Below are 17,116 nucleotides of genomic sequence, written 5' to 3'. Positions count from 1 at the left end.
TTTCAAACGTTTTCCTTTCCTTTTCATACAGTTGATAGAAACTGCATAAAATGCGCCACTTGAATATAAAAATGAGCGACCAGATATCAACCCTGGTAAAAAAGGGAGAAAAAGTTTTAAGTTTTGGGGAAATACTTTTGCGCATCTGTCCGGATATGGATGGACAATGGCTCAAAGAAAATAAACTGCCGTTCTATATTGGTGGTGCCGAGCTTAATGTAGCTACCGCATTAGCATTGTGGGAAGTGCCATCTACCTACTTGTCGGCGATGCCCGCTAATTCAATTACTGAGGAAATTGTAGCTTATCTGAATGAAAGAAATGTAGATACCACACCAATGGTTTTTCACGGTGATCGTTTAGGTTTATACTATCTTCCGAAGGGAAAGGATTTGAAAAATGCAGGTGTAATTTACGATAGGGCAAATTCCTCCTACGCCGATTTAAAAGTTGGCCAGATCAACTGGGATAGTGTTTTTGAAGGCGTAACCTGGTTTCATTTCAGTGCCATTTGTCCGGCAATTAACCAAACTCTTGCCGATGTTTGCCTGGAAGCTGTTAAAGCAGCCCATGCCAGAAATATTACTATATCTCTTGACTTAAATTTCAGGGCCAAGCTTTGGAAATACGGTAAGCAACCCATAGACATTTTACCACAGCTGGCAGAATATGCAACCTTAATTATGGGCAATGTATGGGCAGCAAATAAAATGCTCGGGACTGCCATACACGAAGACTTATTGCCATCGGAAGGTTATGCCAAAGAAACTTTGTTACAACAGGCTAAAGATACTTCAGCAGAAATTCTGAAATCGTTTCCCTCCTGTAAAGCTGTGGCCAATACCTTTCGTTTTGATCATGGTAAAGGAATCAGGTATTATACTGCACTTTATGCAGATGGTACATTAACGGTATCGCCAGAATACGTATCAGAAGAAATTTTAGATAAAGTAGGCAGTGGAGATTGCTTTATGGCCGGATTGATTTACGGATTTTACCAGGGCCTTACGGCTTCAGCAACATTGAATTTCGCTACAGCTGCCGCATACGATAAATTATACATTCCGAGTGATGCTACAACCAGCACTGTTACGGATATAGAAAAAAGAATTATACGCCATGACTAACAACAAACACAAAATTTTAGATGCCATCCTGGAACAGGGAATGCTCCCGCTTTTTTATCAGGATAGTGAAGCAGGCAGTGTAGAAATCCTCCGCACCTTATACAAAGCTGGTGTTCGTGTTTTTGAATATACCAACAGGGGTAAATCGGCATTGCCGAACTTTAAAAAGCTAAAAGAGGTACGTGATGCAGAAATGCCCGATCTTTATCTGGGTATTGGTACCGTAAAAACTCCTGCAGAAGCGCATGCTTTTATTGATGCAGGAACCGATTTTATTGTGGCCCCTATTGTAAATCCGGAGGTTGCAGAAATTGCCAATAAAATTGGTATGCTCTGGATTCCCGGTTGTATGACGCCAACCGAAATCAGTGTTGCGCAGGAACACAAAGCGATGTTAATCAAAATTTTTCCAGCCAATATTCTGGGGCCTGAATTTATTTCATCAATCAAAGATTTATTTGCCGGACAGCTGTTCATGCCAACTGGCGGAGTAGAAATTAATGCCGATAACCTCAAAACCTGGTTTAAAGCTGGCGTTTGTGCGGTAGGCATGGGTAGTAAATTAATCAGTAAAGACGTAATGACTAAAGGGCTTTACGAGGAGCTGCACGATAACACGGTATTGGCGCTGGACCTTATTCAACAAAGCAAGTAATTTTTTTTAGAACCTAACCAAATGAAACAACCAAAAACAGGCAGCTACAGGTGGACAATATGTTTGCTTCTATTTCTTGCCACAACAATCAATTATTTAGACAGACAGGTACTTTCGTTAACATGGACTGATTTCATTAAACCAGAATTTCATTGGGACAATAATGACTATGGAAATATCACCGCATTATTCTCAATTTTTTATGCAGTTTCAATGCTTTTTGCTGGCAGGCTGGTTGATAAGTTAGATACCAGGAAAGGTTTCTTATGGGCTATCGGAGTTTGGTCTGTTGGGGCATGTTTACACGCATTTTGTGGTATTGCCACCGCCGGTATCATCAACGGAAACTGGTTTGTTGGTTTTGAGGGTGCGAAAGAAATTATTGCCCGGGTTAATGACACAGGAATGGTTGTTTCGGTTAGTGTAACCCTATTTATTTTTGCCCGATTTGTATTGGCTGTTGGTGAGGCTGGAAATTTTCCTGCCGCCATTAAGGCAACGGCCGAATACTTCCCTAAGAAAGACCGCGCATTTGCAACGAGTATATTTAATGCCGGTGCAACCGTAGGCGCTCTGGCGGCCCCTATTACTATTCCTTTTATAGCCAAAGCTTACGGATGGGAAATGTCTTTCATCATCATTGGTGCTTTAGGTTTTATATGGATGGGACTATGGGTATTTGTTTATAATAAACCAGAATTACATAAAAGAGTTAGCGCGGAAGAACTTGCCTACATACAGCAGGATTTGATTAATGACCGCAAACTGGCAGACTATGTTGAAGAGACTAAGGAAAAGGTTTCTTTCATTGATTGTTTCAAATACAATCAGACCTGGGCATTTGCTTTTGGTAAATTCATGACTGATGGCGTGTGGTGGTTTTTCTTATTCTGGACTCCTGCCTATTTGAAATCGGTGTATGGAATGGATTCAACGCAAAGTGCACTGCCTTTATTCGTTTTGTACATGATTACCCTGCTTTCCATTATCGGAGGTTGGTTGCCAACCTATTTCGTAGATAAAAAGGGGATGAATCCTTATGAAGGAAGAATGAGAGCCATGTTGATTTTTGCCTTCTTTCCGCTTCTTGCTTTGGCAGCTCAACCGCTTGGTCACATTACTTATTGGATTCCGGTAATTATTATTGGTATTGCCGGTGCGGCACACCAGGCCTGGTCGGCGAATATCTTTTCAACTGTGGGCGATATGTTTCCAAAAAAAGCAATAGCAACCATTACCGGTATTGGTGGTATGGCAGGTGGACTGGGCTCTTTTATTATCAATAAAGGATCTGGATTATTGTTCGACTACACGGGTAAGAATAAAATTGACTTCATGGGATTCAAAGGCGAGGAAGCTGGTTATTTCATTATCTTCTCTATCTGTGCCGTTTGTTATTTAATTGGCTGGATCGTGATGAAAAGTCTGGTTCCAAAATATAAAGTGATCGAGCTAAAATAAAAACCTTTGCAGGAGGCCTTTGTGTCTTCTGCACTACGCAAGATTAATCTACTTGAACCATAGATTAACCTAATTATAAACCTAATAAACAATCAAATTGAGCACACCGCTAAACCTCGAAAGTATTTTCGTTGAAGAAAGCCAGATTCCAGAGGAATTTAGGCTAAAGGAAGAAATCAATCAGAAGGAATTTCTTTCTAATGGAGAGATGAAAACCTGGAGTGGACCTTTTAACGAAGTTTTCTCTCCCGTATGTATAAAAACTCCTGATGGTTATAAACGAAAACGGATTGGCAGCTTTCCTGTTTGTACTGAAAAAGAATCTCAGGAAGCACTGGAAGCCGCTGTTGCCGCTTATGATAACGGTCGCGGACAGTGGCCAACCATGAGCGTGGCAGACCGAATTACCTGTGTAGAGAACTTTACACATAAAATGATGGAGCAAAAGGAAATAGTTGCGAAATTAATTATGTGGGAAATTGGTAAGTCATATGCTGATTCTGTAAAAGAATTTGATCGCACGGTTGAGTATATCTACGCAACAATAGATGCCTTAAAAGATATTGACAGACAATCCTCCCGTTTCGAAATTGAACAGGGTATTATCGCCCAGGTTCGTCGTTCTCCGCTTGGGGTAGTGCTTTGTATGGGGCCATTTAATTATCCTTTAAATGAAACCTTTACAACGCTTATTCCTGCACTGATTATGGGAAATACGCTGTTATTCAAACCACCTAAACACGGTACGTTATTACATTATCCCTTGCTTGAGGCATTTCGTTCAAGTTTTCCAAAAGGCGTGGTGAATACCATTTACGGAAGGGGAAATACAATTGTTCCGGGATTAATGAAATCCGGAAAAATCAATGTGTTAACCTTAATCGGATCAAGCAAAGTAGCTAACGAACTTAAAAAACTGCACCCTAAAGTAAACAGACTGAGGGCAATTTTAGGTTTAGATGCTAAAAACGCTGCTATCATAACTAAAGATGCAGATCTGGATCTGGCAGTTTCCGAAACAGTTTTAGGATCATTGTCATTTAACGGGCAGCGTTGTACCGCTATCAAAATCGTTTATGTGCATCGGAGTCTGGCGCAGGAGTTTTTAAAACGTCTATCTGCAGAGATAGGAAAACTTAAGTTTGGGATGCCATGGGAGAAAGGTGTGAACCTGACCCCTCTTCCTGAATTAAATAAACCGGAATACCTTAAAGAGTGTATCGATGATGCAGTTGCTCATGGTGCAAAAGTTGTAAACATCAATGGAGGACAAACATTGGAGACCTTTGTTTACCCTGCAGTAGTATATCCTGTAAACAGTAATATGAAATTGTACAGAGAAGAACAATTTGGTCCAATAGTTCCGGTAGTACCATTTGATGATTTAGAAGAGCCAATAGAATATCTAATTGATTCTCCACATGGGCAACAGGTTAGTATTTTCAGTAATAATGCAGCTGTAATATCTTCACTTATCGATCCACTCGTTAATCAGGTAAGTCGGGTGAATATCAACTGCCAATGTCAGCGAGGACCAGATGCCTTCCCGTTCACCGGGCGTAAAGATAGTGCCGAGGGAACGCTTTCGGTTGTAGATGCTTTACGGTCATTTTCTATCCGTTCGTTAGTGGCAACAAAGTTTACTGATGATAACAAGAAGCTGTTGAACGAAATTGTAAAAGGAGATGATTCGAATTTCTTAAGTACGAAGTATATCTTTTAGAAATTACTCCAAAACATAAACCCCGGATGAACAGCTGAAGGCTGTAAGTCCGGGGTTTTATTTTTTAACTTTACCCTATGCGTGGCGCACAGGCAAAGTTTGTTTTTTGCGTTTGTAAAACTAAGCTTTGGTTACTTTGACAGCAGTCGGGCCTTTTTGTCCCATCTCTACTTCGAAAGTTACTTTATCACCTTCTTTTATTTGCGTAATACATCCATTTGCATGAACGAAAATGCTATCTTGTGTCTCCGTGTTTTTGATGAAACCATAACCTTTGCTATCATTAAAAAAGCTTACTGTTCCTTTTTTAACAGGGTTTTCATCAATAATGTCCGCTTGTCTGGATACACCAATCTGAATGTCTTCAGTATTAATAACCTTTTTCTTAGCCGGATCAGGTGGGGTTGATGAGATGTTTCCGTTCTCGTCAACATATGCCATCATATCTTCAAGAGCTAAGCCTTTTTTTGCATTGGCCTGGCGCTCTTCTCTCTTCTCCAGTTTTTCCTTCTGTTTTTTTAAACGTTTTTTTTCATTCTCCTGTTTGGTGTAGCTTGCCTGAGATTTAGCCATATTTTATTTAATCCTTTTCGATGTTATAATGTTGAGTAGTAATGGGAATTGATCAAATATAGCAATAGTTAAGCGAAAATAACATTTTAATTATTCTGGATTTTTTACAGCCTGACATTATTTTCAATGTGATCAGACTCGCATTCCTCTTTTTCAGGGACATCCGGAGATAAAACTAAACAAAAGTGGCTGACGTTTTGCGTCAGCCACCTGTTTAAAATATGAGTATCGCTTTCAATAAATGACGGATTCACTAACTTACCAAACCTTCAATTTCTACTACTTCATTGGCATCTTTCGCGTAATCTACCCCATCAATTTCGAAACCAAATAAGCTTAGAAAATCTGAACGGTAACCAGCTAAATCGCCAATTGCCGGCAAGGTTTCAGTTGTGGCTTCTTCCCAAAGCTTAGCCACTTTTGCCTGAACATCGTCACGCATTTCCCAATCGTCGATTCTGATTCTTCCTTTCTCATCAACAGGAATATCGCTACCGGTATACAAGCGATCGGCATACAAGCGTTGTATCTGTTCAATTGTTCCTTCGTGAATACCTTCTTCTTTCATTATTTTGTATAACAATGAAATGTACAACGGGATCACCGGAATGGCGGAGCTTGCCTGAGTTACCAATGCCTTGTTTACTGAAACGTAAGCCTGACCATTAATGTCTTTCAGTTTATCTGAAATGGTGAAAGCGGTTGCTTCCAGATTATCTTTAGCACGGCCAATAGTGCCTTTCCGGTAAACCGGTTCGGTTAATGCCGGGCCGATATATGAATAGGCTACAGTTGTAGCACCCTCCGACAATAAGTTTTCTGCTTTTAATGCGTCAATCCACATCGCCCAGTCTTCGCCACCCATCACGGCAACGGTGTTTGCAATATCCTCGTCGGTAGCGGGCTCAATAGAAATTTCAGTTACATTACCGGTATGAAAATCTACTGTTTTATTGGTGTAAGTTGTGCCAATTGGTTTTAAAGTAGAACGGTGTAAAACTTCAGTAACCGGGTGTTTTCTTACCGGGGAAGCTAAACTGTAAATAACCAAATCAACCTGGCCTAAGTCAGCTTTGATCAAATCAATAGTTTGTTGCTTGATTTCATTTGAAAAAGCATCACCATTAATGCTTTTAGCGTATAAACCTGAAGCATGTGCTTCTTTTTCAAAAGCAGCACTATTGTACCAACCCGGAGATGCTGTTTTGCCTGCTGAGGGTGCTTTCTCAAAAAACACACCGATTGTTGCCGCATCAGAACCATAAGCAGCGGTAATGCGTGATGCAAGACCGAAGCCTGTAGACGCACCAATTACCAATACTTTTTTAGGACCGTTGATAGCACCCTTAGATTTTACATATTCAATTTGGTTCTTTACGTTTTGAGCACATCCGTCCGGGTGTGCTGTTAAACAAATAAAGCCCCTCATTCTCGGTTCAATAATCATGTTGTTCTTATTTACGTTTTGTAATCTTAAAATCGACCGCTGCTGAAATAACAGTCAGGGCCAAATCTTTAACGAAGATAAATGTTTAATCGATTAACGGTAAATGAAAATGAAATTAACAACTTGTGCGGAGGTAATTTGACCCGTATTTTCGTAATTTTAGCGGTTACAGATAACCGGAATATCTCAGAATGAAGAAATTATTATTGTTGGCCCTGGTATCATTCATGGCCAGTGCAAGTATTATGGCGCAAACACAATACCAGAACTCGGGCTGGTTTATGTTTTTAAACAATACCAAATTTAATAAAAAATGGGGTTTGCAGTTTGATTTTCAGGCACGCAGTGCAGATGACTGGAAATATGTACGGAATACGCTGGTTCGCCCTGCCGTGCAATATTTTATTAATGATCAGCATAATGTAGCCCTGGGTTACTTATGGCAGACTACCCAATCGCAGTCTGTTATTGCAGGTAATACATTTCAACATGAACACCGGATTTTCGAGCAATATATTTATACACACAAACTGAGCAGTATTTTCGCGAGCCACAGATTCAGGGTAGAGCAACGATTTATTGGCCGGGCAGGTGAAGATGTTTTTTCACAAAGATTCCGCTATTTTTTCAGGCTGATCCAACCATTAAAGAAGACAGAAGCAGCATTTGTAGCCGGGCCCTTTATTGCCCTGCAGAACGAAGTGTTTTTGAACATCCAGAATAACGACAAAATTAGCAATAGTGTATTTGATCAAAACAGAGCCTATTTAGCTTTGGGCTATCGTTTCTCGAAGAAATTTGATCTGGAAGTGGGATATATGAATCAGGCGGTGAAAAATATTTCAGGACACACCAATAATAATATTATACAGCTCGCAGTTTACACCAGATTCTAATGCTGTTTTAATGATTTAAAGTCATATTTGATGTCGGGGCGATGACAAAATGTTAAAGCATTTGTATTAGTTCGTGCTTTTTGCTCAATTTGCTGCGTGAAAAGAATATCGATATTATTTCTGGCAATGTTATTCGGAAAGAGAATGCAGGCCCAGGAAATCAAAGCCTCATCAACTGAGAACACTCCAGCATCAAAGAGCTTATTTAATCCCGAACATAAAAGAAACTTCTCCCGTAAAGGTAATTTTTATTTTCACTGGGGGTATAATCAATCCTGGTATGGAAAAAGTGACATTCACTTCCAGGGGCCAAATTATGATTTTACCTTGAAGGATGTGGTAGCGCATGATCGCCAGTCAAAACTCAGCTGGGATTATATTAATCCGGGATTAATAACTGTTCCACAATACAATATTCGTGTAGGCTATTTCATTAAAGATAATTATAGTATTTCCATTGGGTGGGATCACATGAAATATGTGATGGATATTCCGCAAAGCGTTGCTATTACCGGTCACATCGGTACCAGCATTTCACAAAATAATGTGCCAACCGGGAATATGGCAGGTGATTATAACGGTCAAACGATCAATGTTAAGGAAAGCATGCTCACTTACGAGCATACTGATGGTTTTAACTATGCTAACATCGAAATTGAGCGGTATGATGATATCTGGGTTGCTCCCGGAGGAAACACCTCATTAACGCTTGAAACCGGACTTGGTGGCGGGTTAATGGTTCCCAGGTCTGATGTGCGTTTATTCGGAGAGGGAAGAAATAATAATTTTAATGTTTCGGGTTATGGCGTTTCTGCCAAAATTGGTCTTAAGTTTTACGTCTGGAAAAATGTTTATCTTCAGAATACGACCAAAGTGGGGGCAACTAATTTAACAAACGTTCATACTACCGGATATGATAAGGTAGATAAGGCCAGTCAGAAAATTAATTACCTCGAAAATATGTGGGTAATTGGGGTCCAATTCTAAAACACAAGAGGCCGGTTGATTCAACCGGCCTCTTGTGTTTTTAGGCATTATCTTAAGCTTCAAGCTTTACCAAACGTTCTCCTTTTAAAACCGGTATGCTGTCGCAAATATTCAGCTGAAGGCAGAATACAACGTCTTCTTCAATATTCAGTTGTGCAAGGCGGTTACTGTGTGATGATTTATGTAGGTATTTTCTTAAATCATCTTTAGCGAGATTGTACAAATCTTCAGCAGCCACACTTGAATCATCAAAATGTTCGAAACTTCTGCGCAATTTGCTCACCACTGCTCCTGCAAATAAAGTGTCTTCCAGGTTAAACTGATCTTTCCAGCCCGCACAAAGCAAGAGTACATTTTTATCCTGGTGTTGCAAGTAATTGCATAGCGCATCTAAATTTAAAAAAGAGCCGATGACCACTTGAAATGCCCTCTTATTAGCCAGATGCAATGCTTTTGTGCCATTGGTGGTGGTTAATACCACGGTTTTACCCTCAACCTTTTCTTTAGTGTATGAGAACGGGGAATTACCAAAATCATAACCTGCAACTACTTCACCATTTCGCTCTGCGGCCAGTAAATATCCTTTATCGCTATAGTTTAAACAATCTTCTACATTGGCAACAGGAATAATGGCTTCAGCACCATTTTCTATGCCATAGGTGATGGACGATGTAGCTCTGAGGATATCAATCACCACCACAATACTTTGCTCAATATCGTAAAGATCAATCAGTGCCGGCGTTAAACAAACTTCTATTTTTTTTGACATAGCAAGAGATATGGGATGTGAGATTTAAGATGTGAGATCTGATATGTGGTACTTTCAGATCTCATATCTATGAGTCTCCAATCTATTTATAAAAAGGAAACTTAACCACTTTCGCCTTAATTGACGTGTTGCGGATAGAAATGAAAATTTCAGTACCTTCCTTTGAGAAATCTTTAGTGATGTAGCCCATACCAATTGCTTTTTGCAGGGATGGAGCCTGTGTGCCCGAAGTAACTTTACCGATCACATTGCCATCTGCATCAACAATTTCATAATCGTGACGTGGAATGCCCCGGTCTATCATTTCAAAACCAACCAGTTTTTTTTGTACTCCGGCTTCTTTCTGGGCTTGTAAAGCTTCTGAATTAGTAAATGATTTTGAGAACTTGGTGATCCATCCTAATCCTGCTTCAATAGGCGAAGTGGTATCATCAATGTCGTTTCCATATAAACAGAAACCCATTTCCAAACGCAGGGTGTCGCGGGCACCAAGGCCAATTGGTTTGATGTTATAGGGGGCACCTGCTTCAAAAATTGCATCCCAGATTTGATTTGCATATTGGTTTTCGAAATAAATCTCAAAACCACCTGCACCAGTATAGCCTGTAGCAGAAATCACTACATTATCAACGCCGGCAAATGTTCCTTTTACGAAAGTGTAATATTCCATCGATGCTAAATTTACATCGGTTAAGCTTTGCAATGCATCAGCAGCTTTTGGCCCCTGAATAGCCAGAAGAGAAGTCTGATCTGAAATGTTATGCATTTCAACACCTTTATCATTGAACTGCTGTATCCAGTTCCAGTCTTTATCGATATTGGAAGCATTTACAACCAGCATGTAGGTTTTTTCGTCAATTCGATAAACCAATAGATCGTCAACGATGCCACCATCCAGGTTGGGCAGACAAGAGTATTGTACCTTACCATCATAAAGTTTAGCAGCATCGTTGCTGGTAACCCGCTGAATTAAATCTAATGCATTTTCGCCTTTCAGAATAAATTCGCCCATGTGGCTAACATCGAAAACGCCTACACCGTTACGAACGGTTGCGTGTTCGGCATTAATACCTTCATAAGTTACAGGCATGTTATATCCTGCAAATGAAACCATTTTGGCTCCAAGGGCGATGTGTTTTTCTGTTAAAGCGGTATTTTTCATGATTAAAATCTAGTTGGCGGCAAAAGTACTAAGAAAATGAGAATCTTTTTGTTTAAATTTTATTGATTAAACTTCAGTGGTCGACGAATAAGTTAAGCACTCATCAACTCCTCATAAACCTTAAGCATTTTGACGGAAACCAAATTTACAGCATGGTCATTTTCTACCGTTTTTCTGGCATTTTCACCAATTTCCATCCACCTTTTAGGGTTGATGACACATTGTAAAATCGAACGATAAAACTCATCGGCGGTGTCAGCAATTAATATATCATATCCATGCCTGCAATTAATTCCTTCAGCCGCTGTTGCCGTAGCAATGATGCATTTCTTCATGGCCATACCCTCGATAATTTTTACACGCATACCTGTTCCTGAAATTAAAGGAACAATCATAATGGCTTTGGAGTTGATAAATTCTATGGCATCAAAAACTTCACCTTCCACGATCAGGTTTTCCGAATCATATTCAAAAAAGTGTTTCTGCATGTTCTTACCTGCAATATAAAACCGCAGGTCTTTATTCAGCTTTTCAATATCAGGCCATATATCATCGAGAAACCATTCCAATCCTTCCTGGTTTGGACGCCAGTCCATCGCACCTAGGTGAAACAGCGTTGGGAAACTTGTTTTCGATTTATCAATCTTATATTTCTCCAGATCGATGGCTACCGGAAATACACTCATCGGCACTTTGCATCCAAAGCGCAAAATGCTTTGTCTGTCGGGCTCGCTAATGGCAAAAATATGGTGAAAACGGTTAATCTGGTCTGTTTCGTAGGCTTTTAAACGTTGGGCCAGAAAGGCAAGATATTTTCTCCTGATCAAAAATTGCTCGGAATGAGATAAACGTTCCCACAGCGTAAACTCAATATTATGTGCGCGGTAGATTAGTCTTGCGTTGCTATTGGCCTTAACCACATCAAGATAAGGGACTACAAAAAGGCCCTCAAACTGGATGATGTCGAATGTGTTTTCGCGGAGCAGGTTTTCAAGCTGACGGGCTGCATCTTCATTGTAGTACCGGGATACATTGTAAGATTCATTCGTGAAGATATTGAAAAATGCCGACCAGACATTTACATCAACATCCAGATCCACTGTATGGTGCTTAATCTGTTCGAATATGGGGTCGTAAATATCTTCTACGTCAACCCGGCCTTTTTCGGGGTTGAGGCTGAATAAAGTGATATCTGCACCAAGTTGCAGCAGGCCTTTCATGGTGTTGTACACCACAATCGGATAACCACTGTTTGGTGGAAAAGGGATCTTCTTGGTAATCAGCAGAATTTTCACAATGATGTGAAAATACTAAAAATTAGGCGTTGTTTGAAAACAAATCTAACTGTGGTGCGCTAACAGTGAAAGTCTTGCGGTGAAATGGAGACAAGCCTATTTCGATTACCGCTTTGCGATGTGCAATGGTTGGGTAGCCTTTATTTTTCTGCCATCCGTATTCGGGGTATTCAATATGTAAATTACTCATAAATTCATCACGATGCGTTTTAGCCAGGATGGAAGCTGCAGCAATGTTCAGGTATTTTCCATCTCCTTTAATAATACAACTATGCGGGATTTGAGGGTAGGCTTTAAAACGATTACCGTCTATGACAAGATATTCAGGTGGAGTGTGCAACTTTTTTATCGCCCGGTGCATGGCCAGGAAAGATGCATTTAATATGTTTATGCGGTCTATTTCCTCATGGTCGCAGGATGCTACTGCCCAGGCCAGGGCTTCTCTTTCAATAATGGGGCGGAGCATATCCCGTTGTTCGTGACTTAGCTGTTTTGAATCGTTTAAACCCTCCAGTATAAAACCTTTTGGCAATATTACCGCGGCGGCGAATACTGGTCCGGCCAGGCAGCCTCTTCCAGCTTCATCGCAGCCCGCCTCTAAAAAATCGTCCTGAAAACAGCTTAATAACATGATGCAAATTTAATTATTAAGTATAATCTTTGTAATCATTTTCTAAAGGTTTATTTTTTACTAAACTGCTCAGTTTACGATTTCGTATCTTTATTTATTCACGGTTAACAATACTCCTGATTTTATGGAATTGTTTAAACCTGTGCATCATTAAAATGTTCAATAGTTAAAACACATATTATGAAACATTTAAGAAGACTTTTAGGATTGGCCCTGATTTCAATATCATTTGCTTCCTACGCTCAAACTGATAAAGAAACTACTGCAAAGATTGTTGGTAATAAGGCCTACAATTTCGTTGCCAACACCGCATTGCCAATGGCGAATAATGACATCAATAGAATTATGAGTGCAATGCCTGGCGCACAGAGTGGCACCATGATTAACCTGACAGGCTCGCAGTATGATGTTAAGGTAACAAAAGACAGTGTAGTCGCCTACTTACCCTATTATGGCAGAGCATTCAGTGCACCCTACAATTCGAATGAAGGAGGAATTAAGTTTACTTCCAAAAACTTTACCTATACAGAAAGCAAGAGTAGAAAAGGGGCTTACATTATTCAAATCAATACAAAGGATGTAACCCGGGAAAATTATCGGTTTACCATCAATATTTCACAAAACGGATATGCATCCTTAACCGCAAGTAGTGTAAACAAGCAGCCTATCGTTTTCAACGGCTACTTAGATGAGCCCGTTAAAAAGATTAAAACATCGAAGCCAGATCATGAGATCTGGCTTCGATGTTTATTTTTTGAATATTTTTACCTCAAAAATATGTGGCCATTTTTTACCGGTTACAAATAAGCGCTTGGTAGCTTTATCGTAAGCGATTCCATTTAATACGTTGTTGTTAACAGCATCCTCGGTTTTAAAATAACCTTCAGGTAACAGGCCCGAAAGATCAATCTTTCCTTCTACCGCCCCTGTTGCGGGATCAATGATGAGGATATTATTGGTTGTATATACATTCGCATATATTTTTCCATCAATGTATTCCAGCTCATTAAGTTGTTGAATACTTCCTTTATTATCGAATACGTCAATAGATCCTGTTTTTTTGTAGGAATCTTTATCCAGGAAAAATATGGTATTTGAGCCATCGGTCTTAAGGACTCTCTGGCCATCAAAGTTCAAACCCCACCCTTCCTGGGTTCCTTCGCCGTAGGAAAACTGTGAAAGCTTTTTAAAAGTTGCCTTATCGTATACAAAGCCAACTTTCTCCCGGTAAGTGAGTTGAATAATCTTATCACCAATCACTGTCATTCCCTCGCCAAAGTACTGCTTGTCAAGGTCTGCTTTCTTCAGTACTTTTCCTGTTGAGGGGTCGACCTTTCTTAAGCTGGAATTACCGTAATCCCCCGCGCTTTCGTAAAAAAAGCCATCATGATATTCTAAACCCTCAACATAGGAAGAAGTATCATGAGGTAATGTTTTAACTACTTTATAGGTATATTCAACAGGCGGCTGTGCAGGAAGAATATTGATGTTAGAGGTGAGTTCCTCCGGTTCGCCTTCGCCATAAATCCTGGCGGTAAGCAGGTGGTTTCCCAATTTCAGTCCCTCAGTTTTTACTTTAAAGGCTGCTGTATCTGCTTTAGCGGCAACCGTACCTGTATCAATCAGGTAAACAACTGAATCTACTTTCTTCTCTTTTCCAAATAGTACCTTGATTTCAAATTCCGTTCCTGCTGACACATTCTGACCGATCATCGGTGAAGCGAAGCTTCTGTAGGTGTTGGGCGCATCATCACTACAACCCGCTATAAACGCTAAAATTGCACATGCTAATAAGTTGTTTTTAATGTTTTTAATCTTGTGGCCAAAAAGCATCTTCTATATGATTTAATTTATATTCTTTATTAGTGGTAAAAGTAATTGCTATGATGTCAAACCGAATATCATGGCGGTGATTCATGATCGCGATGTAGGCAGTAGCTGCCAATTCCATTTGCTTTTGTTTATGCTTTTCAACAAAATCCTCAGGCTCGCCAAATGCAGCTGAACTCCTTGTTTTCACTTCTACAAAAATGATAACCCGGTCTTTGCGGACAATTAAATCTATCTCAGATTTTCCGCTCGTCCAGTTTTCGTCGAGGATTTCAAATCCCTGCTTTTGCAGATATGTTTTTGCAATACCTTCTCCTTCTTTTCCTAATTCATTATGTCTTGCCATTTGATCAATAATTAAATGATAAACTGATAGAATGGGATGACTAAGTTTGAAAGTATTAATTTTTGTATCAGGTTCAAAATAAAAATCGAATCTTTCGGGCTAAGACTGAAAATAAAATCTCTGCATATTGATCTTATTTAACAATTACTGACCCCAGAAATTTTGATATCTCCCTTTCTACACCCTTAATCACACCGTATCGTTGCATTAAAATCATTTGATTATCGGTGTCTTTCTCCTCTTTTATTTCCTTTAGCAGATTAGTTAATATTTTATCAACTTTACGTTTTTTCAGGTGAAAAATTCCGCCCAGGATAGTTGCCTTGAGGTTCATGCTTTCATCTTTAACATAAATTAAGTGCTTGTTTAACCAGTTTTCACTCAATGCATATTCGGATGTAGATAAGGTGATCGCCAGATCTGCAATATCACGTTCCTCGTGTTTTATAAAATGATTGGCTGTAGGGAGTCTGCCCTGATCAATTTCTGAGCTATAATGGTCTACAATTTTCTTGCAGAGTAAATCCTCAAACTCCACATCGGCCAGGTTTTGCATAATGAACGGGCCTATATACATATCATCGATCTTATCCCAGTTTACGAACTCGTGCCCATATGTGAGCAACAAGCGAACAATCTCCTTTTCCTGTATCTCATCGGTATTCGCTGTTTGCTGCTCCTGGCCACCAGGCCCTGCACTATCATCCCATAAATCATCCGGTGGTCCAAGGGGCTCAGGCGGACCTGAAGAATATGGGCTATTATTCGAATTTACATTCCCAGCCCTTTGACTTCCTTCAAAGTTTTTTTTCAACTTAGCGGAACGCATTTTGTTCAGCTCGCTCATTAAAATACTTTCTTCAATTTGCAGCAGGTTGCTCGACTCGCGTACAAAGACCGAAGCTTTAATCGGATCGGGTATTTTGGCAATACTTTCTACAATGTCGCGTATAATGCCTGCGCGTTTGATCGGGTCGTTTCCGGCGTCTTTAAGCAATACATTTGCTTTATACAGGATAAAGTCTTTCCGGTTGTTCTCGAGATAAGTTTTGAACGCTCCCGCTCCAACGTGGTGCATATAAGAATCTGGGTCATGCCCATCCGGGAAAGAAACAATTTTAACGTTAAGCCCCTCTTCCAGAATCATGTCCAATCCTCTTAAAGAAGCCTTTATTCCTGCGGCATCGCCATCAAACAGAATGGTAATGTTTTGAGTGAAACGGCCAATTAGCTTAATTTGTTCCACTGTTAATGAGGTTCCTGAAGAGGCCACCACATTCTCAATGCCAGCCTGATGAACGGAAAGCACATCGGCATAGCCCTCTGCCAGATAACAGTTATCCAGGTCGCGAATGGCTTTTTTGGCATGGAATAAGCCGTAAAGCACATTAGATTTATGATAAATCTCGCTCTCAGGCGAATTCACATATTTGGGAACATTTTTGTCGGTTTTTAGGGTTCTACCTCCGAAACCAATTATTCTGCCTGTGAAATTATGAATGGGGAACATTACGCGACCGCGGAACCGGTCGTAAATTTTTCCATTATCATTTTTGATGGATAATCCTGTAGATTCCACAAACTCCATTTTATGTCCCGCTCCTGTTGCGCTTTGAGTAAGTGCATCCCAAACATCGGGTGAATAACCCACTTCAAATTTCTTTAGGATATCTTCTCTGAATCCCCGTTCTTTAAAATAGCTGAGGCCAATAGCTTTTCCTTCCGAAGTATCCCAAAGCTGTTTTACAAAGAATGCCGCCGCATACTGCGATACAATATAGAGGCTCTCTTTAGCACTCTGTGCTTCGGCAGCTTCGGGCGACAGCTCTGCTTCCTCAACTTCGATGTTGTATTTATTGGCTAAAAATTTAAGTGCTTCAGGATATGAATATTTCTCATGATCCATGATAAACCTAACGGAATCACCACCTTTGCCACACCCAAAGCATTTATAAATACCTTTAGTTACCGACACGTGAAATGAAGGCGTTTTTTCCCCATGGAAGGGGCAGTTGCCAATTAGACTTGTTCCGCGTTTTTTTAAGTGCACAAAATCCCCAACTACCTCCTCAATACGGGCGGTATCCATTATCTTATCTATCGTTTCGCGGTTGATCATATACGCACGGCGCTTTCCTCTTCTTGTTCACCACAAAGATAACAGAGAAAAAACACAAAGAACACAAAGAAATATCTTTGTGTTCTGATAAAATG

Annotated in this window: 16 protein-coding genes; 7 read left to right on the top strand and 9 right to left on the bottom strand. The window is 40.0% G+C overall.

Annotated features, from left to right (window positions below):
* Positions 1-71: 71 nt before the first annotated feature.
* The 4 genes from R2Q80_RS06390 to R2Q80_RS06375 all read left to right on the top strand — a co-directional run bounded on the left by R2Q80_RS06390 (position 72) and on the right by R2Q80_RS06375 (position 4,966).
* On the top strand, positions 72-1,127 hold the full coding sequence (locus R2Q80_RS06390) for a sugar kinase (protein ID WP_316798800.1): 1,056 nt from the start codon (positions 72-74) through the stop codon (positions 1,125-1,127).
* Positions 1,120-1,782, top strand: coding sequence for a bifunctional 4-hydroxy-2-oxoglutarate aldolase/2-dehydro-3-deoxy-phosphogluconate aldolase (locus R2Q80_RS06385; protein WP_316798799.1), 663 nt, complete (start codon positions 1,120-1,122; stop codon positions 1,780-1,782). Before R2Q80_RS06390 ends, R2Q80_RS06385 begins: the two co-directional genes overlap by 8 nt.
* Before the next feature lie 21 nt (positions 1,783-1,803).
* Positions 1,804-3,243 (top strand): MFS transporter, encoded by a 1,440-nt coding sequence (locus tag R2Q80_RS06380; protein WP_316798798.1) that lies wholly within the window; start codon positions 1,804-1,806, stop codon positions 3,241-3,243.
* Between the two features lie 97 nt (positions 3,244-3,340).
* The gene (locus tag R2Q80_RS06375) at positions 3,341-4,966 is read left to right on the top strand and encodes an NADP-dependent glyceraldehyde-3-phosphate dehydrogenase (protein ID WP_316798797.1); all 1,626 of its coding nucleotides are present in this window, start codon (positions 3,341-3,343) and stop codon (positions 4,964-4,966) included.
* A 120-nt stretch (positions 4,967-5,086) separates the two neighbouring features.
* Here R2Q80_RS06375 and R2Q80_RS06370 read toward each other — a convergent pair whose 3' ends face one another.
* Together R2Q80_RS06370 and fabV are read right to left on the bottom strand one after the other, a co-directional pair.
* Positions 5,087-5,539, bottom strand: coding sequence for a cold shock domain-containing protein (locus R2Q80_RS06370; protein ID WP_316798796.1), 453 nt, complete (start codon positions 5,537-5,539; stop codon positions 5,087-5,089).
* A gap of 253 nt (positions 5,540-5,792) precedes the next feature.
* Positions 5,793-6,986 (bottom strand): enoyl-ACP reductase FabV, encoded by a 1,194-nt coding sequence (gene fabV / locus R2Q80_RS06365; RefSeq protein ID WP_316798795.1) that lies wholly within the window; start codon positions 6,984-6,986, stop codon positions 5,793-5,795.
* 191 nt (positions 6,987-7,177) lie between these two features.
* On the opposite strand from fabV, the gene R2Q80_RS06360 reads away from it, so the two are divergent.
* A complete protein-coding gene (locus R2Q80_RS06360; protein WP_316798794.1) occupies positions 7,178-7,882 on the top strand; it encodes a DUF2490 domain-containing protein in 705 nt (234 codons plus the stop codon).
* Between the two features lie 96 nt (positions 7,883-7,978).
* Complete coding sequence (locus R2Q80_RS06355; protein WP_316798793.1) at positions 7,979-8,869, top strand: hypothetical protein; 891 nt, start codon at positions 7,979-7,981, stop codon at positions 8,867-8,869.
* A 52-nt stretch (positions 8,870-8,921) separates the two neighbouring features.
* Here R2Q80_RS06355 and R2Q80_RS06350 read toward each other — a convergent pair whose 3' ends face one another.
* The 4 genes from R2Q80_RS06350 to R2Q80_RS06335 all read right to left on the bottom strand — a co-directional run bounded on the left by R2Q80_RS06350 (position 8,922) and on the right by R2Q80_RS06335 (position 12,726).
* Complete coding sequence (locus R2Q80_RS06350) at positions 8,922-9,638, bottom strand: 2-phosphosulfolactate phosphatase (protein ID WP_316798792.1); 717 nt, start codon at positions 9,636-9,638, stop codon at positions 8,922-8,924.
* Between the two features lie 82 nt (positions 9,639-9,720).
* Positions 9,721-10,800 (bottom strand): glycine cleavage system aminomethyltransferase GcvT, encoded by a 1,080-nt coding sequence (gcvT, locus tag R2Q80_RS06345; RefSeq protein WP_316798791.1) that lies wholly within the window; start codon positions 10,798-10,800, stop codon positions 9,721-9,723.
* A 92-nt stretch (positions 10,801-10,892) separates the two neighbouring features.
* Positions 10,893-12,095: a glycosyltransferase gene (locus R2Q80_RS06340; protein WP_316798790.1), complete on the bottom strand. Its 1,203-nt coding sequence runs from the start codon at positions 12,093-12,095 to the stop codon at positions 10,893-10,895.
* A gap of 22 nt (positions 12,096-12,117) precedes the next feature.
* On the bottom strand, positions 12,118-12,726 hold the full coding sequence (locus R2Q80_RS06335; protein ID WP_316798789.1) for a ribonuclease HII: 609 nt from the start codon (positions 12,724-12,726) through the stop codon (positions 12,118-12,120).
* Positions 12,727-12,906: 180 nt separating this feature from the next.
* On the opposite strand from R2Q80_RS06335, the gene R2Q80_RS06330 reads away from it, so the two are divergent.
* Positions 12,907-13,533, top strand: coding sequence for a DUF4251 domain-containing protein (locus R2Q80_RS06330; RefSeq protein WP_316798788.1), 627 nt, complete (start codon positions 12,907-12,909; stop codon positions 13,531-13,533).
* Here R2Q80_RS06330 and R2Q80_RS06325 read toward each other — a convergent pair.
* The 3 genes from R2Q80_RS06325 to dnaG form a co-directional block, all read right to left on the bottom strand.
* The gene (locus R2Q80_RS06325; RefSeq protein ID WP_316798787.1) at positions 13,474-14,559 is read right to left on the bottom strand and encodes a glutaminyl-peptide cyclotransferase; all 1,086 of its coding nucleotides are present in this window, start codon (positions 14,557-14,559) and stop codon (positions 13,474-13,476) included. The genes R2Q80_RS06330 and R2Q80_RS06325 overlap by 60 nt on opposite strands.
* Positions 14,537-14,902 (bottom strand): YraN family protein, encoded by a 366-nt coding sequence (locus tag R2Q80_RS06320; protein ID WP_316798786.1) that lies wholly within the window; start codon positions 14,900-14,902, stop codon positions 14,537-14,539. The genes R2Q80_RS06325 and R2Q80_RS06320 overlap by 23 nt, the downstream gene beginning before the upstream one ends.
* 133 nt (positions 14,903-15,035) lie before the next feature.
* Positions 15,036-17,021 (bottom strand): DNA primase, encoded by a 1,986-nt coding sequence (gene dnaG / locus R2Q80_RS06315; RefSeq protein WP_316798785.1) that lies wholly within the window; start codon positions 17,019-17,021, stop codon positions 15,036-15,038.
* Positions 17,022-17,116: the final 95 nt, after the last annotated feature.

Source organism: Pedobacter frigidisoli, assembly GCF_032678525.1.
In the GTDB taxonomy this organism is placed as follows: Bacteria; Bacteroidota; Bacteroidia; order Sphingobacteriales; family Sphingobacteriaceae; genus Pedobacter; species Pedobacter frigidisoli_A.
Note: the sequence above shows the minus strand (reverse complement) of the source record. Positions and strands in the feature narration are given on the sequence as shown.